23 protein-coding genes are annotated in these 26,701 nt (G+C 63.9%); 12 read left to right on the forward strand and 11 right to left on the reverse strand.

Going from position 1 to position 26,701, the window contains the following annotated elements; all coding sequences use genetic code 11:
* Positions 1-135 precede the first annotated feature (135 nt).
* The 9 genes from VOI29_RS03205 to VOI29_RS03245 all read right to left on the reverse strand — a co-directional run bounded on the left by VOI29_RS03205 (position 136) and on the right by VOI29_RS03245 (position 8,060).
* Positions 136-1,182: a c-type cytochrome gene (locus tag VOI29_RS03205; protein WP_323775998.1), complete on the reverse strand. Its 1,047-nt coding sequence runs from the start codon at positions 1,180-1,182 to the stop codon at positions 136-138.
* The gene (gene soxC, locus VOI29_RS03210) at positions 1,166-2,437 is read right to left on the reverse strand and encodes a sulfite dehydrogenase (RefSeq protein WP_323775999.1); all 1,272 of its coding nucleotides are present in this window, start codon (positions 2,435-2,437) and stop codon (positions 1,166-1,168) included. The genes VOI29_RS03205 and soxC overlap by 17 nt, the downstream gene beginning before the upstream one ends.
* Before the next feature lie 93 nt (positions 2,438-2,530).
* Positions 2,531-4,228 carry a thiosulfohydrolase SoxB gene (soxB, locus tag VOI29_RS03215; RefSeq protein ID WP_323776000.1) on the reverse strand — a complete coding sequence of 566 codons (1,698 nt, stop codon included), beginning with the start codon at positions 4,226-4,228 and terminating at the stop codon, positions 2,531-2,533.
* 99 nt (positions 4,229-4,327) lie between these two features.
* Positions 4,328-5,179 (reverse strand): sulfur oxidation c-type cytochrome SoxA, encoded by an 852-nt coding sequence (gene soxA / locus VOI29_RS03220; RefSeq protein WP_323776001.1) that lies wholly within the window; start codon positions 5,177-5,179, stop codon positions 4,328-4,330.
* A 75-nt stretch (positions 5,180-5,254) separates the two neighbouring features.
* Positions 5,255-5,584, reverse strand: coding sequence for a thiosulfate oxidation carrier complex protein SoxZ (soxZ, locus tag VOI29_RS03225; protein WP_323776002.1), 330 nt, complete (start codon positions 5,582-5,584; stop codon positions 5,255-5,257).
* Positions 5,585-5,628: 44 nt separating this feature from the next.
* The gene (gene soxY, locus VOI29_RS03230) at positions 5,629-6,045 is read right to left on the reverse strand and encodes a thiosulfate oxidation carrier protein SoxY (protein WP_323776003.1); all 417 of its coding nucleotides are present in this window, start codon (positions 6,043-6,045) and stop codon (positions 5,629-5,631) included.
* 58 nt (positions 6,046-6,103) lie between these two features.
* Positions 6,104-6,580: a sulfur oxidation c-type cytochrome SoxX gene (soxX, locus tag VOI29_RS03235; RefSeq protein WP_323776004.1), complete on the reverse strand. Its 477-nt coding sequence runs from the start codon at positions 6,578-6,580 to the stop codon at positions 6,104-6,106.
* 129 nt (positions 6,581-6,709) lie between these two features.
* Entirely contained in the window at positions 6,710-7,276 is a 567-nt protein-coding gene (locus VOI29_RS03240; protein ID WP_323776029.1) for a thioredoxin family protein, read from the reverse strand.
* A 46-nt stretch (positions 7,277-7,322) separates the two neighbouring features.
* The gene (locus tag VOI29_RS03245; RefSeq protein WP_323776005.1) at positions 7,323-8,060 is read right to left on the reverse strand and encodes a cytochrome c biogenesis CcdA family protein; all 738 of its coding nucleotides are present in this window, start codon (positions 8,058-8,060) and stop codon (positions 7,323-7,325) included.
* 109 nt (positions 8,061-8,169) lie between these two features.
* On the opposite strand from VOI29_RS03245, the gene VOI29_RS03250 reads away from it, so the two are divergent.
* The 11 genes from VOI29_RS03250 to mdoH all read left to right on the forward strand — a co-directional run bounded on the left by VOI29_RS03250 (position 8,170) and on the right by mdoH (position 22,103).
* On the forward strand, positions 8,170-8,553 hold the full coding sequence (locus VOI29_RS03250; protein WP_323776006.1) for a hypothetical protein: 384 nt from the start codon (positions 8,170-8,172) through the stop codon (positions 8,551-8,553).
* A gap of 60 nt (positions 8,554-8,613) precedes the next feature.
* Positions 8,614-8,952 carry a metalloregulator ArsR/SmtB family transcription factor gene (locus VOI29_RS03255; protein WP_323776007.1) on the forward strand — a complete coding sequence of 113 codons (339 nt, stop codon included), beginning with the start codon at positions 8,614-8,616 and terminating at the stop codon, positions 8,950-8,952.
* Between the two features lie 20 nt (positions 8,953-8,972).
* Positions 8,973-10,031: a YeeE/YedE family protein gene (locus tag VOI29_RS03260; protein WP_323776008.1), complete on the forward strand. Its 1,059-nt coding sequence runs from the start codon at positions 8,973-8,975 to the stop codon at positions 10,029-10,031.
* A 175-nt stretch (positions 10,032-10,206) separates the two neighbouring features.
* The gene (locus VOI29_RS03265) at positions 10,207-12,240 is read left to right on the forward strand and encodes a PhoX family phosphatase (protein WP_323776009.1); all 2,034 of its coding nucleotides are present in this window, start codon (positions 10,207-10,209) and stop codon (positions 12,238-12,240) included.
* Positions 12,241-12,396: 156 nt separating this feature from the next.
* Entirely contained in the window at positions 12,397-12,867 is a 471-nt protein-coding gene (locus VOI29_RS03270; RefSeq protein ID WP_323776010.1) for a DUF302 domain-containing protein, read from the forward strand.
* Positions 12,868-13,015: 148 nt separating this feature from the next.
* Positions 13,016-14,629, forward strand: a complete 1,614-nt coding sequence (locus tag VOI29_RS03275) for a thiamine pyrophosphate-binding protein (RefSeq protein ID WP_323776011.1) — start codon at positions 13,016-13,018, stop codon at positions 14,627-14,629.
* A complete protein-coding gene (locus VOI29_RS03280) occupies positions 14,613-15,815 on the forward strand; it encodes a CaiB/BaiF CoA transferase family protein (protein WP_416361475.1) in 1,203 nt (400 codons plus the stop codon). Before VOI29_RS03275 ends, VOI29_RS03280 begins: the two co-directional genes overlap by 17 nt.
* A 260-nt stretch (positions 15,816-16,075) precedes the next feature.
* The gene (locus VOI29_RS03285; protein WP_323776013.1) at positions 16,076-17,437 is read left to right on the forward strand and encodes a tetratricopeptide repeat protein; all 1,362 of its coding nucleotides are present in this window, start codon (positions 16,076-16,078) and stop codon (positions 17,435-17,437) included.
* A 24-nt stretch (positions 17,438-17,461) separates the two neighbouring features.
* Positions 17,462-18,724, forward strand: coding sequence for an OpgC domain-containing protein (locus tag VOI29_RS03290; protein ID WP_323776014.1), 1,263 nt, complete (start codon positions 17,462-17,464; stop codon positions 18,722-18,724).
* The gene (locus VOI29_RS03295) at positions 18,721-20,229 is read left to right on the forward strand and encodes a glucan biosynthesis protein G (protein ID WP_323776015.1); all 1,509 of its coding nucleotides are present in this window, start codon (positions 18,721-18,723) and stop codon (positions 20,227-20,229) included. Before VOI29_RS03290 ends, VOI29_RS03295 begins: the two co-directional genes overlap by 4 nt.
* Positions 20,226-22,103, forward strand: a complete 1,878-nt coding sequence (gene mdoH, locus VOI29_RS03300) for a glucans biosynthesis glucosyltransferase MdoH (RefSeq protein ID WP_323776016.1) — start codon at positions 20,226-20,228, stop codon at positions 22,101-22,103. The genes VOI29_RS03295 and mdoH overlap by 4 nt, the downstream gene beginning before the upstream one ends.
* Positions 22,104-22,245: 142 nt before the next feature.
* Here mdoH and VOI29_RS03305 read toward each other — a convergent pair whose 3' ends face one another.
* Together VOI29_RS03305 and VOI29_RS03310 are read right to left on the reverse strand one after the other, a co-directional pair.
* Complete coding sequence (locus VOI29_RS03305; protein WP_323776017.1) at positions 22,246-23,082, reverse strand: alpha/beta hydrolase family esterase; 837 nt, start codon at positions 23,080-23,082, stop codon at positions 22,246-22,248.
* Positions 23,079-23,558 (reverse strand): rhodanese-like domain-containing protein, encoded by a 480-nt coding sequence (locus VOI29_RS03310; protein ID WP_323776018.1) that lies wholly within the window; start codon positions 23,556-23,558, stop codon positions 23,079-23,081. Before VOI29_RS03310 ends, VOI29_RS03305 begins: the two co-directional genes overlap by 4 nt.
* Positions 23,559-23,837: 279 nt before the next feature.
* Here VOI29_RS03310 and VOI29_RS03315 point away from each other — a divergent pair, with 279 nt between their 5' ends.
* Complete coding sequence (locus VOI29_RS03315; protein WP_323776019.1) at positions 23,838-26,699, forward strand: monovalent cation/H+ antiporter subunit A; 2,862 nt, start codon at positions 23,838-23,840, stop codon at positions 26,697-26,699.
* Positions 26,700-26,701 lie beyond the last annotated feature (2 nt).

The following is a 26,701-nucleotide window of genomic DNA, read 5'->3' on the forward strand; positions in this document are numbered from 1 at the left end:
AGCGCTAGTTCGGCGCCTCGCCGCATTTCTTCCGCAAAGGCTGGAGCTGACGGGCGGATCGGCCGCCCCGGCTGCCGGCCCCGCAGGAAAAAGGGCACCAGCGGCGCCCCCTGCCAGTGTCCAAGACGTCAGCGTTTACTGCGAATAGGACTGCAAATACGCGATCACGGCTTTAATGTCGCTGTCCTTCTTAAGACCGGCAAAGGACATCTTGGTGCCCTTCATGTATTTTCTGGGCTTGGCCAGAAAGGCCGCAAGTTCGGCCTCGTCCCAGACCAGCCCGCCCTCAGCTGCGGTTTTCATCGCCTTGGAATAGCGGAACCCCTCTATATGGCCAGCAGGGGCGCCAACGATACCGTTCAGAATGGGCCCGGTCTTCGATTTGGCATTGTCCCCGACCTGATGGCAGGCCTTGCACTTCTTGAAGGCCTTCTCGCCTTTGGCGACCAGTTCCGGATCCAGAACCGCAGTGGTTTCAACAGTTTCGTCAACCGCCTGCTCCGCGGCGCTGCCAGCCGGCGGCACAGTTTCCGCAGGTGCTCCGGCGCTTTCCTCCTCCGGTGTCACATCCAGCACCAGGGCGCGCATGGTGATCTCGACACTGCCCTTGCAGTCTGCCATGCAAGGGGCCGGGTTCCAGAAATGCTTCTCCGCCTCCGGCCGGTTATCCAGAATGAACCCATCGGCGTTCGGCAGTTCGACATCCATGAAAGTTTCGTTCGACAGCACGAACTCCTCATCCACCAGATCGTTGGAATAGAGGATATAGGCGGTGATGGCATAGACCTCATCCGCACTCAGCGACTGCGCGTTTCCGAATGGCATCGACCGGTTCACATAGTCCCAGGTGGTCGACAGATACGGCCAATAGCTGCCCACCGTCTTCAGCGGGTCGTCATGGTCCAGCGTGCCCTGCCCGCCTGCCAGCTTGGGCCAGTTGCCGACCCCTTCGGCAAAGTCGCCATGGCAGACCGCGCATTTTTCGGCAAAAACCTCCTCGCCGGTGAACACATCGCCCGAACCTGCAGGCAGACCGCTGCCGTCGGGTGCGACGTCCAGGTCCCAGGCTGCGATTTCCTCCGGCAAAGCCGGGCGGCCCAGGCCGAACTTCTCTGCATCGGCAGGGACCGCCAGCGCTGATGCCACTGCAGAAACTGCTATAAACTTAGGAAACCTCGACATTCTCCGCCTCCCCGTTTGCCGTGACCCACCAGGTCTGGATGGCGTTGTTGTGATAGATCGAATTCAGCCCGCGCACGGCGCGCAACTGCGCCTTGGTGGGCTGGACATAGCCTGAGGAATCCCTGGCCCGGCTCTGCAGCAGCATTTCCGAACCGTCCCAGTTGCTGTCCAGATAAAACCGGCTCAGCGCCTTGTCGGCCCCCGGAGCCGCCAGCCGCGCCGCCTGCCAGTTCTTGCCGCCGTCCAGCGACACATCCACGCCGGTGATTGCACCGCGGCCCGACCAGGCCAGACCGGTGATCACCAGAGGGCCTTTCCCGTGCGTGATGGGCGCCTGCGGGCTGGGGCTGGTGATGACGGATTTGGCATCCATCTCCCAGGTCCATTTGCGGCTGACGCCATCGGCCAGTGTGTCGGTGTATTTCGAGGTTTCCTCGCGGCTCTCTACCGGCTGGTCCATCACCTCGATCCGGCGCAGCCACTTGATCCACATGTTGCCTTCCCAGCCCGGCACCACCAGCCGCACCGGGTAGCCATGCTCCTTGCGCAGCGCCTCGCCATTGGCCTTGAAGGCAACCAGCACGTCGTCCATCGCCTTGTCCAGCGGGATAGAACGCCCATTCGAGGACGCATCCGCGCCTTCCACATAGACCCACTTGCCCTCGGGGCTGACGCCCGCCTCCTCCAGCAGCGTCCGCAAAGACACACCGGAATATTCCATGTTGTGGATCATGCCATGGGTGAACTGTGCCCCGTTCAGCTGCGCCCCGGCCCATTCCATGCCCGAGTTCGCCGCGCACTCGCAAAAGTAAACGCGGTTTTCACGCGGGAAGCGCTCCAGATCCTCGTAGGTGAACACCAGCGGCGTATCCACCAGCCCGTTGATCATCAGCCGGTAATCTTCCTTGCGCAGTTCGATGGCACCCGAATGATGCCGCTCAAACGCACAGCCCTGCGGTGTGATGGTTCCGTCCAGCGCGTGGATCGGCGTGAAATTGATTGAACTGATTGTATCCGCCGTCAGCCATTCGACATTGCGGCGCACCACATCGGATTCAAACTGGATCGGCAGCCCATAGGGCGTGGCATCCACTCCCTCGCCCAAGCCGCTGGCCCAATCCTGCACTTCGGTAATCAGCGGATCAGGCGCGGCGGCCTTGGCGGCACCGGCCGCCGCCGCCCCGGCTCCGGCCGCCGCCGCCCCGGTCAGGAACTGGCGGCGCGAGGGCGCCAGACTCTTGGCGTTATCACTCATTCTTTCTCATTGCCTCCTTACATAGAAGAATTCACTTTCGTGAATTCAACTGCGCAAATTTTTTTGCCGTAACTCCCGCCGGGGCGGGCGCTGTTAAGCGCCAGCCACCTGCACAGAGGTATTCGGGTTCAGGCTCACAGTGCCCAGCTTGCGGATGTGATCCTCGACCACATCCCAGATCATCGGCCCTTCGGTGCCCTCATTCACGCTGGCCCAGCCGGCCACAACATAGGATTTCGCGGGATCAATCGCCTCGCCGCTCTTCAGCAAGGTCATATCGGTAATCCGTTCGCCCTGCGGCTTGGTGATATCGATGCGATAGCCCATGCCGCCGATCCGCACCATGTCGCCGCCCTGCTGATAATAGGGGTCCGGGTTGAAAATGTTGTCGGCCACATCCTCCAGCACCACTTTGATGAACTCGCCGGTCATTTCGGACCGGTATGCCGCGCCGTAGGACATCGAGGTGACGTTCCAGATATCCTCTCGCGTGATGTCGTCACCGGGCACCAGCGACGGCCCCCAGCGCACGCCGGGCGACATGGCGATATCCGCTTCCCGCTCGCTCAGCAGCGCGTCGCAGATCAGGTCGTCCCAGGTGCCATTGAAGTTGCCGCGCCGGTACAGCAGCGTATCGGTCTGGCCGATCACCTCCGCCAGCTGCGCCTTGTAGGGCGCGCGCTCGGCCTCGATCAGCTGCGCCACCGCCGGATCCGGCGCGATCACATCGGAGAAGACCGGGATCAGCTTGTGCCGCAGCCCCATCAACTGGCCGTCGCGCACGTCCAGATCCACGCGGGAGACGAATTTGCCGTTCGAGCCCGAGGCGATGATATGGGTCTTGCCCACCAACACCGGCGCCGGCAGCGCGTCATGGGTGTGGCCCGACAGGATCACGTCGATGCCCTGCACCTTGCCCGCCATCTTCTTGTCAACATCGAACCCGTTGTGGCTAAGGACCACCACCAGATCGGCCCCCGCCGCGCGGACCTCATCCACCATGGCCTGCATGTTCTCGTCGCGAATGCCGAACGAATACTCCGGGAACATCCAGCCGGGGTTGGCGATCGGCATATAGGGGAAGGCCTGACCGATCACCGCCACCTTGGCGCCGCCGCGCTCAAAGAACTTGTATGGTTTGAACAGCTCGGCCGGTTCATCCCATTCGGCATCAAAGATGTTCTGGCCAAGCGCAGCAAAGGGCAGCCCATCGACAATCTCGTTGACCCGCTCGGAGCCCAGTGTGAACTCCCAGTGAAAGGTCATCGCATCCGGCTTCAGCGCGTTCATCACGTTGACCATGTCCTGGCCTGCCGTGTGATGGCAGGTATAGGAGCCGTGCCAGGTGTCGCCGCCATCAAACAGCAGCGCGTCAGGGCGGTCGGCGCGGATCGCGTTGATCACCGTCGCCACCCGGTCCAGCCCGCCAACGCGGCCGTATCCCTTGGCCAGCGACGCAAAATCATCATGGGTCAGCGCATAGGCCGAGGGGCTGCCATCGGCGATACCATAGGCGCGGCGGAAATCGGCGCCGGTGATATGCGGCACATGGCCCTTGTTGGCGCCGACGCCCAGATTGACCGAGGGTTCGCGGAAATGGATCGGCTTCAACTGGCCGTGAATATCAGTCACATGGATCAGGCTGATGTTACCAAAGCTGTCAAACTCCAGAAGCTGGTCCTGGGTCAGCGACTGCTGCGCAGCCAGCCGCGCCCAATTGCCAAAGCCTGACGCCCCCATCATGGCCGAGGCGGCCATGGTAACCTGCAGAAAATCGCGGCGCGAGATCATGAGTACCGGTATCCTGTATGCTCACGCGATATATTCGCGTAAATGAATGTTTATAAAGAGAGACGCCCCGCACCTGCATCCAGGCGCGGGGCGCAAAGATCAGTTGCGGACGGAAGGTGCTTCGACCGACAGCCCGTTGCCGCGCGAGGCAACATAAAGCTCCAGCGCCACAAACTCAGCCGAGCCGGGCTTGTAGGTTTCGGCGCGGGTGTCACGGATGCAGCCCTTGAACCGCGCGTGCGCCGTGTTCAGCTTGGTGTTCTTCAGCCGGTACACAGGGAAGCCATTGATGTGGCCCTGGCTCAGATGGTCGGCGCGGATCATGTTGCCATAATTGTCTTCATGGCAATTCGCGCAAGACAGCTCCAGCTGGCCGGTGCGGGTGTAATACATCTCTTTGCCCTGCTCCCATGCCGGCTGAGCCGGGCCGTCGATGGCCACATTCACCGGCATGCCGCGCGACTGGACCGAGATCAGCGCCTCCATCGCGGCCATTTTGCCACCGGAATACTTCCACTTCTCGGCGCCCATCTGGTTTTCGCGGCAGTCGTTGATCTGCATGTTCAGGGTGCGGACCTCGCCTGCGGTCTCGTTCCACTTGGGATAGACCGCGCGCACACCGGCCATGCTTGCCTCCACATCATCGTGGCAGGACGCACAGGACTTGCCTTCGGAGCCTTCGGCGGTGTTCCAGGTGTCAATCGCCTGATCGACGAATATCATCGCCGGGTTCTCGAAATCATCCATCTGCAGGGCCTGGGTTTCATCCTTGCGGAAGTGCCAGCCCGACATCACCTCGTCCAGCACATCCGACACATGGGCGGGCGCGGCGGTCTTGGTGACCATCTCGATGTCCTCGTTGACCACCAGAGTGTCATCATCGGGGCCTGCTGCGGCGGCCATCGGCAGCGCCAGCACAGCGGCAATGGCTGTAATTGCCTGTTTGTTCATTCCCTGTCCTCCCTTGGGTGCCTGCCCTGCCCGGATCAAACCGGACAAGACGCGTGCCTGAAGATCCGGAACGGATCAGCCGATGGCGATGTTCTTTTTGGTGTCGTAGACCGAGCCGTCGTCGTCATACCAGGTGAAGACAAACTCACCGGCTTCCGGGACGACAGCTTCGAATTCGAAATACGGGTTAGTGGAGATCGCAGGCTCCATCGCCACATCCACAACCGTCTCGCCGTTGAATTCGCAGGTAAAGCGGTTGATGATCGAGCGCGGGATCAGGTTGCCTTCCTTATCCTTGCGCTGACCGCTTTCCATCTTGTGGCTGATCAGGGTCTTGATGGTGACCGCCTCACCGGCGGCAGCGGACTTCGGGACCTTGACGCGGGGTTTAACACCGGATGCCATGTCTTTAATTCTCCTTAAGAATTCTGTTCAGGGAGCGCACAGCCTCAGCCGCCGCAGCCGCCGATGGTCACTTTGACGGTGGCGCTGGCCTTGGCAAAGGAGCCATCAGCCAGCTTGGCAACCGCAACCACGTCCTGGGTGCCTGCCAGACGGATCCGGGTCGAGGCCGACTGCTGCGCGGCACCGGGCCCGAAATTGAAGGTCGCAACGCCCGGTTCCGGGTTGCCGGTGGCCAGCACCAGGATCGCGGAAGCGCCTTCTGCAGCCACGGACACCGGAACGGTGTTGCCGTTTTCAGCAATTTCCGGCGCGGTCAGGGTGACGCCGCCCTCGGCGATATCCGCACCACCGGTAAAGGCGGCGATCCGGTCGTCCGCCGCCGCATTCGCACGGAACGGCAGCACGGTCACCATGGCAGCGCCCAGGCCCATCGCCAGGGTCTCACGGCGTGAGAACTCCATCATATCTCTCCTTTGAATTCTCTGAAGGCTGCGAAGCGCACAAGGCCCCGCCCGTGCCTTACTCTTCTTTCAGCGTCGCAAGGAACGCGACCACATCCTCAATCTCCTGCGCCGTCAGGATCGGCGGCAGCGGCTCGGTTCCGGCTTCGCCGGTATAGGCATCGCCCGGGCGGATGAAGCCATCGACCTTGTAAAAGGCCGGCATCATGGTGCCCTCGAATGTCATCTTGGCATTGGCCACCAGCCCGCGCAGCTCTGCTTCGGTCCAGCGGTCGCCGGCGCCATCCAGCGACGGGCCGATCTCGCCATGGAACGGCACATCCGCCAGCGCTGTCAGCTGGTGGCAGGCCACGCAGTTGCCCTTGGATTTGGTGCCGGCCACCAGCGCGCCATTGACGGCATCGCCCGCAACCCCCGTCAGCGACACGGCCACTTCGCCATACTCGCCGTACTGCACCGCTTTCGGAGCAACCTCCCCGGCCCAGACCGCATTCCCGGCCAGGCTCAGCGCCAGTGTCAGAGATGTAAGCTTCATGTGTCCTCCCATTGGCTGCCGCTTTCACCGGGCGGCTTGCTTAGCTGCTGCATACCGTAGGGCACTGCCGCCCCTGCACGCAACAACAAATTCAGTATTATGAATTTTTGCGGATTATGCGCCGGGCCCCTAGTCTGCAGATCCATTATTGCGCTCGCGAATCCGGCGCGCGTGATAACGCTGGAAATCTTCACCGCTCTCAGCCGCATAGCGCTTTTCATTGACCCATGTAAACATGTCCAACGTGGTCCCGGCGCCAAAGGCCCCCGGCATCACCGCCACCGCCGCCTCAGGCGCCGTGGCATCGTCCGCCACCGCTTCCGGCAGGAACAGAATCGTCGGTGTGAACAGCATTCCCCATTTTCGCGCCATCTCTTTTTCCGGCAGCACCTCGCCATCGAAATCGGTGACCTCGATATCGCCGTGCAGGTTCAGCTGCACGACAAAGAAGTTCTCTTCAATGTATTGGCTGACCTCGGGGCGCGGAAAGGTTTCCTCATGCATCTTGGTGCAATAGATGCAGCCGCGCTGTTCAAAGATCAGCGCCAGCCGCTTGCCCTCGCCATTGGCTTCTTCCAGATCCTCGCGCAGATCCTTGAAGGTGTCCCGCATCCAGGACGTCTTGTGCAGACCGTCATCGCCCAGATCCGCCGCCGCTGCTCCCACTGCCAAGGGCGTGGATAAAACCACCGCCATTAACGCTTTCGCAATATTTCTCAGCATGTTATCTCCCATACCTCAGTTAGCCGATTGTGCTGAAACCCGGCATCCAGCGGATCATCGCATCGGCAATCAGCCGTACCCCGCCGGTTGCGATCAGCACCGCAAACAGCACCAGCATTACCCCCATGCCCTTTTCCACCCAGGCAAATGCTGCCCGGTGCCGCGCCACCCAGGACAAAAAGGGCCGTGCAAACAGCGCCGCCGCCACAAAGGGCGCGGTCATCCCCAGCCCGTACACAAGCAGCAGCAGCCCGCCGCGCCAGATATCCCCCATGCCGGAAGCAATCATCAGGATCGAGGCCAGTGCCGGCCCCACGCAGGGCGTCCAGCCAAAGCCGAAAGCCAGCCCCGTCAGATAGGCGCCCAGCATGGTGGAGGGCTCCGCAGAACTCTCCATCCGCGCCTCGCGGTACAGCAGCGGGATCTTCACCACGCCCAGAAAATGCAGCCCGAACAGCAACAGCAGCGCCGCAGCGCCGTAAGATAGAATTTCAAGGTACTGTCCAAACAGCTGCCCCAGCGCGGTGGCCCCCATGCCCATCAGCATAAACACGGTGGTGACACCGGCGGCAAAGCAGAAAGCCGAGGCCAGCAGCCGCCGCTGCGCTCCGGCAGCAATCGCCCCGTCCCCACGCAACTCGGCCATCGACAGCCCGCCCATATAGGACAGGTAGAACGGCACCATCGGCAGAATGCAGGGGGTGAAAAAACTCAGCAAACCTGCGAGCATGGCGCCAAACAGGGTAATTTCGAGCATCGCCCCTCCCAGACAGCCCCACGCGAACGTTAACGGGCCCGGCTTGTATCATTCACATATTCGAATTAAGTTGTTTCAATAGCAACCGTCAACAGATGGAATGACACGTATGCGCCACATTAGGCAACTGGTTGCAGCCGCAGCGGCAGTCTGCTTATCTCTGCCTGTCTGGGCGGCGGAGCTGGTGATGGTGGAACAGCCGGGCTGCGAATGGTGCGCCCGCTGGAACGAAGAAATCGCCCCGGTCTACCCAAAAACATCCGAGGGCGGATTCGCGCCCCTGCGCCGGGTCGACCTGCGTGCCCTGCCTGATGATCTGCAGGTTGCCCGCCGGGTCATGTTCACACCGACCTTTCTGATCGTCGACGGCGGCCGCGAACTGGCCCGGCTCGAAGGCTATCCGGGCGAAGATTTCTTTTGGCCTTTGCTTGCAGATTTGTTAACCGCCCATACAGGGTTTGTTGAGAGTACGAACACTCATGGCGGCAGCTGACCGGCCGTAGGAGGTCAAGACGGGGAGTACGGCGCCCGCGCGCTGCTCAGGAGGCAACAGATGGCACTACCGCAGTTTTCCGCCGATATGGAACCGGAAGAAATGGACAGGATGGTGGACAACGCCACCAAAGCCTCCAACTTCCTCAAGGCGATCAGCCATGAAGGGAGGCTGATGATCCTCTGCCATCTGGTCTCCGGCGAGAAATCGGTGACCGAACTGGAGGAGCTGTTGTCGGCTCGCCAGGCCGCTGTCTCTCAGCAACTCTCCCGTCTGCGTCTCGAAGGCCTTGTCATTCCCCGCAGGGAAGGCAAGGCGATCTTCTACCGTCTCGCCGACGACAAACCCCGCCGCATGCTGGAAGTGGTCTATGACCTGTTCTGCAAAGACGGAAGCTGAGGCCTGTTTGAAATCCCCGCATGTTTGATCTTCTGACAGAACACCAGCTGGCCGCCTGCATCGGGTTGCTGGGCGGTGTGCTGCTGGGGCTTGCCGCGCGGCTGGGACGGTTCTGCACCCTGGGTGCAATCGAAGACCTGCTGTACGGCGGCTCCTCGCTGCGGATGCGGATGTGGGGTGTGGCCATCGGTGTTGCGGCCGCTTCCAGTTTTGCCCTGATCGGACTGGATCTGATCGATGCCGGACAGTCCTTTTACCTCACGATCCGCTGGATGCCTGCGGCGTCGATCCTTGGCGGGCTGATGTTCGGCTATGGCATGGCTCTCAGCGGCAACTGCGGCTACGGCGCCATCGCCCGGCTGGGCGGCGGCGATCTGCGCAGCTTTGTGATCGTGCTGGTGATGGGCGTCTCCACCTATGTGGTTCTGGCCGGCCCCCTCGCCCCCCTGCGCAACCTGCTTTTCGCGCAGCAGGACGTCACCACCGAGATCCCGCCGGGACTAGCCCATTATGCCGCCGCCTGGAGCGGCCTGCCGGTTGCAGCGATCGGGACGGGTGCCGGTCTTTTGATCCTGCTGATCTCCCTCGCCAACGCGGAACTGCGCGCCGACAGACAGGCGCTGTTCTGGTCTGCCGTAGTCGGGCTGGCAGTCACCTCCGGCTGGGCCGGCACAACTTATATCAATGCCGAAGGGTTCGACGCCCTGCCGGTGGTCTCCCACTCCTTCTCCGCCCCCTTGGGCGAAACCATCCTCTGGACCATGACCGGCAGCCTGCGCCCGTTGTCCTTTGCCGTCGGCTCCATCGCCGGAGTCTGGACCGGCGCTTTCCTTGGCTCGCTGATCAAGGGGCATTTCCGCTGGGAGGCCTGCGAGGACCCGCGCGAGCTGCGCCGCCAGATCATCGGTGCTGCGATCATGGGTGCGGGCGCGGTGATCGCAATGGGCTGCACCGTCGGCCAGGGTCTCAGCGCCTTTTCCGTCCTGGCGGTCTCGGCGCCGGTCACCATGCTGGCGATCTTCACCGGCGCCGCCATCGGGCTGCGCCAGCTGATCGAAGGCTTCCGCCCGGCAGGATAACCAGCTGTCCCCGCGGGGACAGGCAGGCAATTGCAGGCCGCTCCGGCGCATGTGATAGTCTGGTTAATACGCGTTAACCTTTATACCGCTGTTACACGCCTGCCGATAATGATCCCGGTCCGCCTTTGGCCCGCTGGCCAGCCGGCAACGTTTGATGAGAATTTTGGAACCCGCCATGGACCGCAAGCAAATCATTGACGACCCGCAGACCGGCAACAAGGGTGAAGCCTTTGAAACCTTTGATGATATTCCAACCAATCCGAACCAGACCCGCACCATCGGCGACGTGATCACCAGCCGCTATGGCCGCCGGGACATGCTGCAAGGCCTGCTGGGGGTCTCCGCCACCACCGCCCTGTTCGGCGCCGCCGCCCTCACTGCGCCGCGCCAGGCTGCTGCGATCGGCACGGCGGCAAGCAGCCGCTATGCCTTTGATGAGCTGGCCCGGGGCAACGACGAAACCCATCACGTGGCAAGGGGCTATGACGCCGATGTCCTGCTGCGCTGGGGCGACCCGATCACTGCGGACGCTCCGGACTTCGACGTGATGAACCAATCGGCCGCGGCCCAGCTGCAGCAGTTCGGCTACAACAACGACTATGTCGGCTTTCTGCCGCTGAACGCCGAAGGCTCCCGCGGCCTGCTCTGCGTGAACCACGAATACACCAATGAAGAGGTCATGTTCCCGGGCCTCGGCCGCCAGGACAAGGCGCAGTTCGCCGGCATGACCCAGGCGCTGGTGGACGTTGAGATGGCCGCGCATGGCGGCTCAGTGGTCGAGATCGTCCGCATGGATGATGGCAAATGGGCCGTGGTCCGGGATGGCAAAATGAATCGCCGGATCACGCCGCTGGACACGGTAATGCGTATAGACGGTCCCGCTGCCGGACATCCCCGGATGCAGACCAGCGCAGACCCAAGCGGCGCGCAGGTCATCGGCACCCTCAACAACTGCGCCGGCGGTATGACCCCTTGGGGCACCTGGCTGATGGCCGAGGAAAACTTCCACGGCTATTTCTGGACTGACAGGCTGGACGCCGGCGGCAAGCCGGACCTGTCGGATCAGCCCGAAGCGGCCCGGATGAATCGCTATGGCGTGCCGGGCCTCTGGTACGCCTGGGGCAAGTATTACGACCGCTTCAACATCGACAAGGAGCCCAATGAAGCCAACCGTTTCGGCTGGGTTGTTGAAGTTGATCCGCGTAACCCGGAGGCCGCGCCGGTGAAACACACCGCCCTTGGCCGCTTCCGCCACGAAGGCGCTGAAACCATCACCTCCAAGGACGGCCATCTGGTTGTCTACATGGGCGACGACGCGCGGTTCGACTATCAGTACAAATATGTCTCCAAGGGTGTGGTGTCGGATGACCCGGCTGCCAACTCAAACCTGCTGCGCGATGGCACGCTGTACGCCGCCCGCTTTGACCCGGACGGCAGTGCCCACTGGCTGCCGCTGGTACAGGGGCAAGGCCCCCTGACGGCTGAAAACGGCTTTGCCAGCCAGGCGGATGTTCTGATCGACGCGCGGCTGGCCGCCGACGCGCTGGGGGCGACGCCGATGGACCGCCCCGAAGATGCCGCCCCGCGCGGCGACGGCACCGCCTACATCATGCTGACCAATAATTCACGGCGCAGTTCCGGCCGGACTGACGCTGCCAACCCGCGGGCAAGGTCGGATTTCGGCCATATCATCGAAATCAAGGAAGACCGAAGCGACCATGCCGCCACCCGCGGCCGCTGGTCGATCCTGGTGAAATGCGGCGATCCGGGCATTGCCGCCGTCGGGGCGGAATGGAACCCGGAAACCTCGGAAAACGGCTGGTTCGCCTCGCCCGACAACTGCGCCTTTGACGCCGATGGCCGCCTCTGGGTCGCCACCGACCAAGGGCGGAAGTGGGACAAGACCGGCAAATCCGACGGGCTTTACGGGGTGGAGACCGAAGGGGACTTGCGCGGCCATTCCAAGCTGTTCTTCCGCTGCCCGGTAGGCGGAGAGCTGTGCGGACCCTATTTCACCCCGAACGGCGAAACACTGTTCCTGGCGGTGCAGCATCCCGGCACCGACGGCACCACGGCGCTGAAGGGGTTTGCGCGCGCGTCGACTTTTGAAGATCCCGCCACCCGCTGGCCCGATTTCGACCCGGACATGCCGCCGCGCCCCGCGGTGGTTGCGGTGACCCGGCAGGGTGGCGGCAAGATCGCCACCTGACACGGACCCCGCCTGTTTTCAAGCGGAGCGTGCCCCGTCCGAGGCGCGCGCAGGTTTCTGCCCTGACGGGCCGGCCGCCGGCTGGCGCACGCGATTGTGAGCCGCCGGCCTGCGTGCTTGACGCTAGAACACAGGAAACCCATCTGGAGGTCCGTCATGTCTTTGAAACGCCTGACCGCTGCCCTGATCCTTGCTGCCTCGGCCGCCGCAGCCGGAAACATCGCGCCGCGCGACGGTTGGGCAGTGCATGAGACCTCCAAACCCTACGGGCAGCTGCTCGAGGACGTCAAAGCCGCGGCCAAGGCCGGGGGCATGGGTGTGGTGACCCAGGCAGGCCCCACCAAGGCCGCAGCCGCACGCGGCATCACCATCCCGGGCAACCGGGTGATCGGCATCTTCAACAATGATTTCGCGGTGAAGATCCTCGCCCTTTCCACCGCGGCGATGATCGAAGCGCCGGTGCGGATGTATGTGACAGAAGAAGAAGACGGCCGCGCCACCCTCTCCTACAAGCTGCCCTCCCATGTCTTCGCGCCCTACGCCGAGGAGGGCGGCGCAGAGCTGCAGGCGCTGGCAGACCAGCTTGATCACCGCTTTGCGCGGATTGCCGAGCGGGCGCAGAAATGACCATTGGGCTTCTTTCTGGTCCGAAACACTCAATGCGCATGACATGCGCCAAAATCCGCCGCAGCATTTCTCACACTGGCGTGAGCGGGCTTGCGCGCCGGCGCTGCCTCGGCAATCTGGCGGCAAATCAATGGATTGGACAGACAAGATGACAGAGACCCTGCGCGCAGCCGACGTTCTGGCCCGGCGGTTCTATGAGGCAGGCTGCCGCCACGCTTTCGGCATGCCCGGCGGCGAGGTGCTGACCCTGGTCGATGCGCTGACCAAGGCGGGCATCCGTTTCCACCTGGCCAAGCACGAAAACTGCGCAGGCTTCATCGGCGAGGGCGTGCATCACGCCGACGGCGCGCCGGTCATTCTGGTCGCCACGCTTGGGCCTGGCGCGCTGAACGGCATCAACGTTGTGGCCAATGCCCACCAGGACCGGGTGCCGATGCTGGTGCTGACCGGCTGCGTCGACGCGGCAGAGGAGCACAGCTATACCCACCAGGTGCTCGACCACCGCGCGGTGTTCACCCCCATCACCAAGGCGACCTTCCGGCTTGACGCGGAGGCTGCGGATCTGATCGCCGACAAAGCCGTCGCCATAGCCACGGCGCCGCGCAACGGGCCGGTGCATATCGATGTGCCGATCTCCACCGCCGATGCGCCCGCCAGGGACCGGGGCATCCGCCGTGCGCCAGCAAGTGAAACCGCGCCAAGCGGCGCAGCCCTGGCGCAGGCGCGCTCCTGGCTGGCGGCGGCAGAACAGCCGGTGGCGGTGATCGGTCTGGATGCGCTGCAGGAAAACGCAGGCGCTGCCATCCGCAGCTTCGTTGAGAATCACCGGATTCCGTTCCTAACCACCTACAAGGCCAAGGGAATCATCCCCGAAGACCATCCGCTTTCCTTAGGCGGTGCCGGGCTGTCGCCGCTGGCCGACAGACATCTTCTGCCGCTGGTGCGGGAGGCCGATCTGGTGCTCTCCCTCGGTTACGACCCGATCGAGATGCGCCCCGGCTGGCGCAATGCCTGGGACGTGGAGACCCAGAACGTGATCGACATCGCTCCCGAGGCCAACACCCATTACATGCACCAGGCAGGCCTGAACGTCCTGGCCGCCATTGCACCCGCCCTGGCAGCCCTTTCCGACGGCACTGAACCGCGCGGAACTTGGCACAATGGCCGCCCCAAGCAGGCAAAGGCCGCGCTGGCCGGGGCCTTCCCGCAAGACGACGCCTGGGGCCCGGCGGGTGTCATCGCCGAATGCCGCGCCACGCTGCCGCCTGAAACCCTGGCCACCGCCGACAGCGGTGCCCACCGGATCCTGCTCAGCCAGATGTGGACCTGCCATGAGCCGCGCGGGCTGATCCAGTCCTCGGCGCTTTGCACCATGGGCTGCGCGGTGCCGATGGCCATCGGCCGCAAGCTGGCGCAGCCCGGGCGCCCGGTGGTCAGCTTTTCGGGCGATGCCGGCTTCCTGATGGTGGCGGGCGAGCTGTCCACCGCCGCCGAGCTGGGCGCGGCACCGATCTTTGTGGTCTTTGCCGATGCCAGCCTGGCGCTGATCGAACTCAAACAGCGCCAGCGCCAGCTCGCCAATGGCGGCGTGGACTTTGCGCCCCATGACTTTGCCGCAATGGGCCGGGCGTTTGGCGGCAACGGTGTGACCGTGCGCAGCCGAAATGAATTGCGCGCAGCCCTTGAACAGGCGCTCAGCGCTTCCCAGTTCACTGTGATCGCGGCGGAAATCCCTCGCGGAGGATATGATGGCCGGATCTGACATGCTGCCCCACGGCGCCCTCAAGGGCGTCAGGGTTCTCGACCTCTCCCGCATTCTGGCAGGCCCCACCTGCACCCAGCTGCTGGGCGACCTCGGCGCCACCGTGATCAAGGTGGAAAACCCCAAGACCGGCGGCGATGACACCCGCCAATGGGGGCCGCCCTATGCAACTGACGCCGACGGCAACCAATCCGACCTGTCCGCCTATTTCATGGCCGCCAACCGCAACAAACGCTCGGTTTCCATTGATATCGCCACCAAAGACGGCCAGCAGGCCATCCGCCGCCTGGCGGCTGAGGCGGATATCCTGATCGAGAATTTCAAACCGGGCGGGCTGGCGAAATACGGGCTGGACTATGCCAGCCTCAAGGATGATCTGCCGGGCCTGATCTACTGTTCGATCTCCGGCTACGGCCAGACCGGCCCCAACAGCCACAAACCCGGCTATGACATCATGGCGCAGGGGTTCGGCGGCATCATGTCGCTGACCGGCGAACCGGAGGGGCAACCGATGAAGGCCGGCGTCGGCATCGCCGATGTGATGTGCGGCATGTATGCCTGTATCGGCATCCTGTCGGCCCTGCACCACCGGGAAAAAACCGGCGAAGGCCAGCAGATCGACCTGGCACTGGTGGACGCTCAGATCGCCTGGCTGATCAACGAGGGCACCGCCTATCTGAACACCGGGCAGATCCCCAAACGCCGCGGCAACGAGCATCCCAGCATCGTGCCTTACGGCGTCTATGAAACTGCGGACGGCCATGTGATCCTGGCGGTGGGCAACGACAGCCAGTTCCGCCGTTTCATGGAATTCCTCAGGCACGAAGGCCTGGCAGAGGATGCCCGCTTTGCCACCAACCCGGCCCGGCTGCAGAACCGCGACGCACTGAACGGCGTCCTGATCCCTGCGGTGCAGCGGTTCACCACCGAGGAGGTTCTGGACGCGATGGAGGCCCGCAAGGTTCCCGCAGGACCGGTGCAGGATCTGGAAACGCTGTTTGCCACCGATCAGGTCGCCGCCCGTGATATGGCCATCAGCATGGACAGCGCGGCCGGCCCGGTCAAACTGCTGGGCAACCCGCTGAATTTCTCCCGCACGCCTGTAACATACCGGCACGCGCCCCCCGTTTGCGGCGAAGCGACGGAGGAGATCGTGGGCGCCAGTGCCCCCTTCGGGCAGCAATAGGTGCCGCCATTCGCGGCGGCTTTCCGCCAAGTGTTACAATTTCCGGCAAAGCATTGCCAAAACGGCGGTGCTTTCGCAGCGCGCAAATCCTTCCGCTTGCATAAATTTCCACGGAAATCCTACACATCCGGCGTATTTTGCAATCAGACACACACAGGCCTTCACCAAACCGCGAGCAGGGTTCGCCCGGGCTGACCCGATGAACTACTCTTTCATCAGGACACCGGACCCGCACTTTATTTGAGAAAGATTGGACACCCATGACGCATGATATTTTCGGCCAAGACACCAGCCTGACCGATGCAGCGGCGCTGCGGGATTGGAATGCCGTGCAGATGGGGGTTCTGGCCCACGCCGCAGCGACGGCCGATCACCTGGGCGCGGTGCTGAAATCGGCGCCTGATTTTGCCTTGGCTCATGCGGTTAAGGGATTGTCTCTGCTGATGCTGGGCCGCCGGGAGTTGCTGCCGGCCGCGCAGGCGGCCCTGCGCGACGCCAAGTCGCACTACGAAGGTGCCCTGCCGCGCGAGCGTAAATATGCCGATGCGCTGGAAGCCTGGCTGGCGGGCCGGCCCAGCCAGGCGATCCGCCGGATGGAAGAGGTTCTGGATGCCTTCCCGCAGGACACCCTGGCAATGAAGCTCAGCCACGGCATCCGCTTTATCCTTGGCGACCCGGAAGGGATGCGTGCCTCCGTTGAGAGAGTGATGCCTGCTTACGCGCCGGATCACGCGGGCCGCGGCTACCTTCTGGGCTGCCACTCCTTTGCACTGGAGGAAACCGGCGAATTTGAGCGCGCGGCCAATGCCGGCCGCCAGGCTCTGTGGATGGCCCCCGATGATGCCTGGGGCCTGCATGCCGTGGCACATGTGCATGACATGACCGGCAATGCCAGATCAGGGCTGGAGTGGCTGCACGGCCGCGAGGAGGCCTGGGCCCATTGCAACAACTTCCGCTACCACGTCTGGTGGCACAAGGCGCTGATGCATCTGGATCTGGGCCAGATGGACGAGGCGCTGGCGCTGTATGACACCGCGGTGCGCAAGGATAAGACCGACGATTACCGCGACATTTCCAACGCCACCTCATTGCTGGTGCGGCTGGAGCTGGAAGGCGTCGATGCCGGCAACCGCTGGGAGGAACTGTCAGAGCTTTGCGCCAACCGGACCGAAGACGGCAGCCTGATTTTCGCCGACCTGCATTATCTTCTGGCCCTCACCGGACACCGCAGGGACGACGCCCATAAGCTGGTCCAAAGAATCCACGCCGACGCCGGACAGGGCGGGTCCGAGGCCCGTGAGCGCATGGCCGATCCGGGCTGCGCGGCAGCCGATGGCCTGGAAGCCTTCGGCGACGGCAACTACCAGTCCGCCTTCAGGCATCTTGCTGCTGCCCGCGGCAGCCTGCAGCTGGCCGGCGGCAGCCATGCGCAACGCGATGTATTTGAACGCATTACCATAGACGCGGGAATCCGCTCAGGCCAGCTTGACGCGGTCGAAGCAATCCTGGATGACCGCCGGATCAAACGCGGCGGCACCGAGGACAATTACGCGCTCGCCCGCCGCACCCTGATCGCCGAAGGCCGGAACCCGCCCGGTGCTGCCAGCGTCCCCGCAGAATAAGACCTTCAAGGACCAAAACCACAGATGTCCAGTGTTGCGCCCTTCCCCGGGCCTCAGAAAGATCCCGGCGCTGCCAACCGCGCAGCCCCCCCGCCGCAACCGGCCCAGCCGCCGGTGCGCGATCCGCGGCTCGATTTCTATCGCGGCATTGCCATGTTCATCATCCTGGCGGCCCATATCCCGGGCAACCGCTGGACCGGCTGGATCCCGGCCCGCTTCGGGTTCTCGGATGCGACCGAGATCTTTGTGTTCTGCTCCGGCATGGCCTCGGCCATCGCCTTTGGCGGCTCCTTTGCCAGGCAAGGCTGGAGGCTGGGCACCGCCCGTGTTCTGTTCCGCTGCTGGCAGGTGTTCTGGGCCCATATCGGCCTGTTTGTCTTTATTGCCGTCTCAGTGGCTGCCATCGACCTTTATGGCGGCTTCGAGAAAAGCTATGTGAACTCTCTGAACCTCGGCCATTTCTTCAAGGATCCGATGACCCAGCTGGTGGGGCTGTTCACCCTGACCTATGTGCCGAATTATTTCGACATTCTGCCGATGTACCTGGTGGTGCTGATGCTGATGCCGCTGATGATGGGGCTCGAGAAGATCGGCCTTTGGGCCGTTGCCATGGCGTCTGTCCTGATCTGGCTCACTGCCAACCCCTATATGATCGGGCTTGGCCCCAATGGCCTGTCGCTGCCCGCAGAACCCTGGTCGGAGCGCGAATGGTTCTTCAACCCCTTCGGCTGGCAGCTGCTGTTCTTCACCGGCTTTGCCTTCATGAAAGGCTGGCTGCCGAAGCCGCCGGTCTCCAAGCTGCTGATCGTGCTGGCCGCCGCCTTTTTGATTCTGTCGGCGCCCTATGGCTCGTGGAAAGTCTTCACCTGGGTCAAATCCGCCAGCCCGGAACTGGCCGATCTGATCATGCCGGGCCGCGATGCCATTGGCGAATGGCGCGAAAAGACCGACTTCGGCCTGCTGCGCTATGCCCATTTCCTGGCGCTGGCCTATCTGGGCTGGGTCGCTGCCGGCGAAGGCGGCAAGCGCCTGATTGCGTCCGGCTCCTCCGCCGCCGCCCGGATCTGGTCGGTGTTGCTGCAGGTCATCACCAAGGTCGGCCAGCAATCGCTGGCGGTGTTTGTCTTCTCGATGGCGCTGGCCCGGTTCATCGGCTTTGCGCTTGACCAGACGGACCGCGCGGTTATGACCACGGCATTCGCCAACCTGCTTGGCTTTTTCCTGATTATTGTCTGCGCTTACACCGCAGCCTGGTTCAAGTCTCAGCCATGGAGAGCCAAGAAATGAGCTCTTGTTCCCGCCGTTCCTTTCTGGCCGCCGCGCTAGGCAGCACCGCCCTGGCTGCGCTGCCCGGGTTTGCCGGTGATGCCATGCCCTTTACCCGCGATACGGTGGTGGCCAAGGCCCGCGCACTGGCCGCAAAGCCCTATGCCGAGCGCCCGGCGGTGCCGCAGGATTGGCTTGACCAGTCCTATGACGATTATAAATCCCGCTGGTTCCGCACCAAGGACGCGCTGTGGTCCAAGACCGACCGCAGCTACAACGTCGATTTCTTCCTGCCCGGCCTCTACTTCCCGCGGGCGATCCAGATCAACACCGTAACGAATGGCCTGTCCAGCCGCATGCCGTTCGACTTGTCGCTGTTCGACAAGAATGAAAAGGCGCCGGAGCTGACTACAGAAGGCCACCTGGGCTATTCCGGCCTGCGTTTGCGCACCGATCTGGACGACCCCACCAAAAAGACCGAGTTCTGCGTTTTCCAGGGCGCCAGCTATTTCCGCGCCATCGGCATCGGCAACGCCTACGGGCTGTCGGCCCGCGGACTGGCACTGAAAACCGCAGATCCCGAGGGAGAGGAATTCCCTGAATTCATCGAGTTCTGGCTTGAGGCCCCGGCCCCCGGCCAGCGTTCGATGGTGGTGCATGCGCTGATGGATTCACCCTCTGTCACCGGCGCCTACCGCTTTACCATCACCCCCGGCAGCAGCGCCGTGATGGATGTGGACGCGACGCTGTTCGCCCGCGTGGACCTGAATCACGCAGGCCTTGCGCCGCTTACCTCCATGTTCCTGTTCGATGCCACCAACCGCAGCCGGTTCGACGACTTCCGCCCGGCGGTGCATGACAGCGACGGCCTTCTGGTGCTGAACGGCAATGGCGAAACCCTGTGGCGACCGCTGGCCAATCCCACGCGGCTGCAAGTCTCATCCTTCGTCGATGAAAACCCGCAGGGTTTCGGCCTGATGCAGCGCCCGCGCAAACTGTCGGAATTCAACGATCTGGAAGCCTTCTATCACAACCGCCCCTGCCTGTGGGTCGAACCCAAGGACGACTGGGGCCAGGGCGCGGTCACCCTGGTGGAAATCCCGGCGGACAAGGAAATCTACGACAATATCGTCGCCTACTGGCGCCCCCGCGACCCCTATGCCGCCGGGTCCGAGGTAAACCTGAATTACCGCCTCTCCTGGGGCGAGGAACCGGTGCTGTCGATGCCGCGGGTGATCGACACCGCCGAGGGCGCGCGGATCTTTGGCGGGCCGGGCCGGATCATGACCATCGACTTCGATGCCCATCCGCTGTTTGACGGCGGCCCGGACACTCTTGACGTTCACATCCACTCTCCCCATGTGGCGGCCAGCGAGGGCGTGCTGCAGCGCAACCCGGAAACCGGCGGCCTTCGGCTCGCCTTTTATTTCGATCCCGGCGATCGGGATCACGTCGAACTTCGCGCCCAGCTCAGGAAAAACGGCAATGCCGCTTCCGAAGTCTGGCTTTACAGGTGGACCGCATGACCGCATGTGACCTGATGCCCCCGGAACAGCCCCTGGCAATGCCGGAGCAGGATTTCAGCAAGGGCTTCCGCGACGCAGAAGCCCCCGGCGATGCCGCGCCGCGACAGGTGGCACTGTGGCGGCTGCTGGCCTTCTCGCCTGCGATGCTGGCGACCGGTGTCCTCACCTGGGTTATGCGGGGCTGGTTCACCGCTGACGGGTTTTCGCTGCTGGAACTGGTACTGCTGGCGCTGATCGCCTTCAATTTCTTCTGGATTGCCTTCACCGTCTCCACTGTGCTGCTGGGCCTCTACGGGCTGTCGCGGCGGGAAAAGACCGTGGTCCGCGGCCCGGCGCGGCCGATGAAGGTGGCGCTTTTGATACCGGTCTATAACGAGGTGCCCTGGTATGTGCTGGGCAACGCCCAGACCATGCTGCAGGAACTGCACGGCCGCGGCGGCCAGCATGAATACGCGATGTTCATCCTGTCGGACACCCGCGATGACGCAATTGCCGAACAGGAACGCGCCAGTGTCACGGCGCTGCGCACGATGCTGCCGCAGGGAACGGAACTATACTACCGCCGCCGCGCCGAAAACGCTGGGCGCAAGGTCGGCAATATCTCCGACTGGGTGCGCCGCTGGGGGGCGGATTACGAGGCGATGCTGGTCTTGGATGCCGACAGCCTGATGACAGGCCGCGCCATTGCCCGGCTGGCCGATGCGCTGGCCCGCGATCCCAGCGCCGGCCTGATCCAAAGCTACCCGCAGCTCATTGGCGCCCAGTCCGTCTTTGGCCGGATGCAGCAGTTCGCCAACGGCGTCTATGGCCTCGCACTGGCCGAGGGCCTGGCCCGCTGGGCCGGGCACGAAGGCAACTACTGGGGCCATAACGCCATCATCCGCACCCGCGCCTTTGCCGCCTGCGCCGGCCTGCCGCTGCTGCGCTCGCGCTTTGGCCGCGGCGGCAAGCTGATCATGAGCCATGATTTCGTCGAAGCGGGCCTGCTGCGCCGGGCCGGGTGGTCGGTGCGCTTCCTGCCCCGCATCCGCGGCTCCTACGAGGAGACGCCCGCCACCCTGATCGACCACATCCTGCGCGACCGGCGCTGGTGCCAGGGCAACCTGCAGCACCTCAACCTGCTGCATGCCAAGGGCTTCCGCGCGATCTCGCGGTTCCACCTTTTTGCCGGAGCAATCGGCTATCTGATGGCGCCGGTGTGGTTTGCCTTGCTGGTGCTCTGGGCCGTGATCGGCCGCAGCGAGGAAGCCTCGGTGATCAGCTACTTCAGCGAAGCCAACCCGTTCCGCCCCAGCTGGCCGGACATGTCCGAACCCAAGCATGTGCTGGTCATCCTGCTGATCTACGCAATGCTGCTGGCGCCCAAAATGCTCTCTGCAGCCGCGCTACCGCTGACCGGCAGCCGGTTTTCGGAATACGGCGGGCCGCTGCATTTTGCTCTGTCCTTTTTGTCCGAAGTACTGCTGGCGATCCTCTATGCGCCGATCCTGATGGTGCAGCAGATGATCGCGGTGTTCCGCACCGCATTGGGCCTGCAGCGCGGCTGGGAACCGCAGGCCCGCGACGGCGGCAGCTACGCCTTGCGCACGCTGTTCACCTGCCATGCGCTGGAAACCGTCAGCGGCGTGGCGCTCTGGGCCGGGATCCTGTCCGGCACCGTATCCCTGTGGCTGGCACCGATTGCGCTGTCGCTGGTGCTGGCGGTGCCGCTGTCGGCGCTGTCCGGGGTGAAGACCGTGAACCGCATCCGCAACTGGATGGCGACGCGGGAGGAGTTCAGCGAACCCCAGATCACCCGCGCCGCCCGCGTGGCGCGCGCTGACCTGAAGGCGCTGCTGGACGGCAATGGCGCCCGCAGCACCCCGGCGGAATAAACCGGCTGCGCCGGGCTGCCCCTGTCAGCCTTGGGCCAGGCGCCGCGCTGGCGCGCTGCCTGGCCCCACGCTTTGACGGAAATCTCTGATTTTCGCTCAAAGCGGCGGGGGCGCTCTGCTTATTGAGGGCACTGCCGCTGCTTCAGCGCACCACCGGTTGATCTTCGAACCAATCCGCCATCAGGCCCGCCCAGCCCTTGGGCAGCGTATGGCCGCCGTCAAACAGCAGCAGGTCAATCCTTGCCCCCCGCCCGCAGTCCCAGCGGCGGCGCAGCAGGCCGTCCTTGCGCCAGGCCTTGGACGGCGCGTGCGACGTGCAGCCGTTCGCTTCCCGCCAGACCTCCAGCCCGGCAAAGACATCGCCTTGCTCCCAGCGTCCGCCGCCCAGAATCCGGCCCTCCAGCGGCACCACGTCGTCGCGCCAGCCATGCACCTGCAACATCCGCACCGGCCCTTTGCAGGCTTCCGGCTGCGGCCGCCAGAACGCGCCGGAGACCGGCGCATAAGCCGCAAAGGCATCCGGCTCGCGGCAGGCCAGGTAATGCACCATGAAGGCACCGGCGGAAAACCCGGCGAGAACCGTCTGCGCAGTGGATGTGCCGAACCGGTCCGCGGCATCCGCCAGCACCGCGGCGAAAAATGCGCCTTCGTCGCGGCCTTCAGTGAACGGGCCAAAGCCCCAGGATTGCGGACCGGTGCCGCCGCGGCGGCGGCCTTCGGGGGCAATCACCGCATAGCCGCGCCCTATCAGCCCCTCGACCAGCGCCGTGTTGCGCAGAACCTGGGCGCCGCTGCCGCCGTAGCCATGCAGGAACATCACCACCGGCACTGGTGCCTTGCCCGCCGGCGGCAGCGCGATGTGATAGGCGCCGTCTGCCGCCTCGCAGGCGCCTGCCGCAGCCCCGCAGCCCGCAACAGCAGCACCGCTCCAGACTGCGGACAGCACCGCAGCGGCGGCGCCTGTTTGCCAGAACTTCATTCTCCCTCCCACCGGGCCACTGGCAGGTTGCCGGCAATCCAGCCGGGTCCTGCGCCGGACCCCAGCATGCCCTCGGGCACGTCGATCACATTGCTGTAGCCTGCCTGTGCCAGCGCCAGAGTCAGCCGCGCCGAACGTACCCCGCGGGCGCAGATCAGCGCCACCGGCGCTGCCCGGTCAGGTCCCGCCGCGGCCTGCAGGGCTGCGATGAAATCCTTGCGCCGCATGTCGATCTGATGGCTGCCCACCGGGACGCCTGAGGCGCGCCATTCCTGAGGTGTGCGGATATCCACCAGGGTTATCTCGCCGGCCTGTGCCTGGGCAAAGGCTTCGGCCGCCGTCAGCCGCGGCCAGTCATGGTCCGGGGGCTGGCGCCGCTGCCACCAGATCCCCGCACCGGCCGCTGCTGCGATGCCGCCCAGCAGCGCCAGACGGCGGGACACGCCGCGCCTGCCTGTGTCATTCTGCACCGCCATACAGCCGCGCCTCCCATTCTCCAGGCGGCCCGGAACCGGGCCGTTGCCCGGCAATCTAGCAGGACAAGCCGCTGCAATCATCAGAAACGCGCCGATACCGCCGGTCAAGTTCTTGTTATTGGAGGGACACTTCCCATTTATGGCGCCAACGAGCGTAAGAAATCCGCCCTGGCCTGCGTCATTATTGCCGCAACCGAGCCGGCGGGGGTGGTTCTGGGCAGGAAAATTGCTTAGCACTGATCCAAAAAACGACGCGCCAACCCGACAGGAGACCTGCACGTGTCCCTATTCCTGATTGCGGCCCTGCCCTTTCTCGGAGCCGTCTTCCCTGCGCTATTGATCCGCGCGGGACGCAATGCGGCAGCCTCCGCCGCCGGTCTGACCTCCCTGCTCGCCTTTATCGGGCTGATGCTGCATATCCCGGCGGTGTTCCGGGGCGACACCGTTCATGCCTCCGTCGACTGGCTTCCCGCACTGGGCCTGAATGCCAATTTCTTTCTCGACGGGCTCGGCTTCCTGTTTGCAGCCATGATCCTGGGCATCGGCCTGCTGATCATTCTTTACGCCCGGTTCTACCTGTCGCGCGAAGATCCGATGGGCCAGTTCTACAGCTATCTCCTGCTGTTCCAGGGCGCGATGGTCGGCATCGTTCTGTCCGACAACATCTTGCTTTTGCTGGTGTTCTGGGAACTCACTTCCCTCAGTTCCTTCCTGCTGATCGGCTATTGGAAACATCTGCCCGAAGGCCGCCAGGGCGCCCGCATGGCGCTGACGGTGACCGCCTCCGGCGGGCTGGCGATGATCGCGGGGATGCTGATCCTGGGCCATATCGCCGGGTCTTACGACCTCAGCGTGATTCTGCAGAACAAGGCCGCCATTCAGGCCTCGCCGCTGTATCTGCCCGCGCTGATCCTGATCCTGCTGGGGGCCTTTACCAAATCGGCGCAATTCCCGTTCCACTTCTGGCTGCCTCATGCGATGGCGGCCCCGACCCCGGTGTCGGCCTACCTGCACTCTGCCACCATGGTTAAGGCCGGCCTGTTCCTGATGGCCCGCCTGTGGCCGGTGCTGGCCGGCACGCCGGAGTGGTTCTATATCGTCGCCACCACTGGCCTCGTGACCATGCTGCTGGGCGCGGTGATTGCGCTGTTCAAGGATGACCTCAAGGCGCTGCTGGCGTTCTCCACCGTCAGCCATCTGGGCCTGATCACCATGCTCCTGGGCTTTGGCACCAAGATTGCTGCGGTGGCTGCCGTGTTCCACATCATCAACCACGCCACTTTCAAGGCGGCGCTGTTCATGACCGCGGGCATTGTCGACCACGAGGCCGGCACCCGCGATATCAAACGCCTCGGCGGCTTGCGCCACCTGATGCCGGTGACCTTCACCATCGGCACACTCGCAGCCCTGTCGATGGCAGGCATCCCGCCCCTCAACGGTTTCCTGTCCAAGGAAATGATGCTCGAGGAAGCCGCCCACACAGTCTGGAACGGCTCGCATCTTGTGATCCCTGCGCTGGTCACGGCGGCGGCGCTGTTCTCGGCCGCCTGTTCCTTCCGTTTCATCGCGCATGTGTTCCTTGGCCCCAAGCGCGACGATTACCCCGGCCACCCGCATGACCCCAATACCGGCATGTGGATGGGCCCCGCCTTCCTGGTGGGGCTGGTGGTGCTGATCGGCTTTGCCTCGGCCAAGGTTGCAGGCCCGCTGGTGGCCACAGCCGCCAGCGCGGTGATCGGCGGCGAGAAGCTGCCCTATTACTCGCTCAAGCTGTGGCACGGGCTGACGCCGGCGCTGTACATGTCTGTGTTTGCCACCATCGGCGGCCTGACTCTGCTGGCCCTGCATGGACCGCTGCAGCGGATCTGGAACGCCCTGCCCCGCCCCGAAGCCAAGGTCATTTTCGAGGCCCTGACCGATGCCTTCACCCGCCTCAGCCAGAGCATGACCGAAGGGTTGCACAACGGTCTACTCACCCGCTATGCGGCGGTGATGGTGACCTTCACTGTGGCCATCGCCTATTACGCCTATCAGGGCGGCACGCTGACGGCGCCGAGCCGCACGGTGCAGCAGCCCGGCCTCCTGCCGATCCTCGGCTGGTTTTCCCTGGTGGTGGCGACGCTGTTCATCGTCGCCAAGCACCGCAACCGCCTGCTGTCGCTGGTGCTGATCGGCGTTGTGGGGCTGGTCGTCTCGCTGTCGTTCAACTACCTGTCGGCCCCCGATCTGGCGCTGACCCAGATCTCGGTCGAAGTGGTGACCATCATCCTGCTGCTGCTGGCGCTGAACTTCATGCCCAAGGAAACCCCGGTCGAAACCCCGGTGCTGACCCGGATCCGCGACGGCGCCATTTCGGTGGTGGCGGGCCTGGGGGCCGGAGGGCTGATTTATGCGCTGCTGATGCGCGATTTTGCCTTCCCGACCATTTCCGATTTCCACCTCGCGAATTCCTACAAGGGCGGCGGCGGCACCAATGTGGTGAACGTGATCCTGGTCGATTTCCGCGGCTATGACACCTTTGGCGAGATCATCGTGCTGGGCATCGCCGCCATGGTAATCTATGCGCTGACCGAGGCGGTGCTGAACAGCCGTGTGCGGGCCCATCTTCTGAACCGCACGCCGGACCTGCCGCAGGCGGGCGACGCGCATCCGCTGATGATGGTGGTGGCCACACGGGTGATGATGCCGCTGGCGCTGATGGTTGCGGCCTATATCTTCTTCCGCGGCCACAACCTGCCGGGCGGTGGCTTTATCGCCGGCCTGGTCGCCGCAATCGCCATCATCATGCAATATATGGCCTCCGGCTTTGCCTGGGCGACCGAGCGCCAGCGTTTCCCCTATCATGCCATCATCGGCTCCGGCGTGCTGATCGCCGCCGCCACCGGTATGGGTGCCTGGTTCAACGGCATGCCGTTTCTGACCAGCGCCTTCGGCTACATCCACTGGGCGCCGCTGGAGGAATTCGAATGGGCTACCGCCGCGCTCTTTGACCTCGGCGTTTTCCTGGCGGTGGTCGGCGCCGTGCTTCTGGCACTTGAAAGCCTGTCGCGCTTTGCCTGGCAGCCGGGCATCAGCTCAGAACATGCGATGGACATCAACCCGGCGCGCGATGACGCGGACAAGACCGGGACGGAGGGATAGAT

Origin of the sequence: Leisingera sp. (assembly GCF_034669605.1) — a bacterium.
Taxonomy (GTDB): Bacteria; Pseudomonadota; Alphaproteobacteria; order Rhodobacterales; family Rhodobacteraceae; genus Leisingera.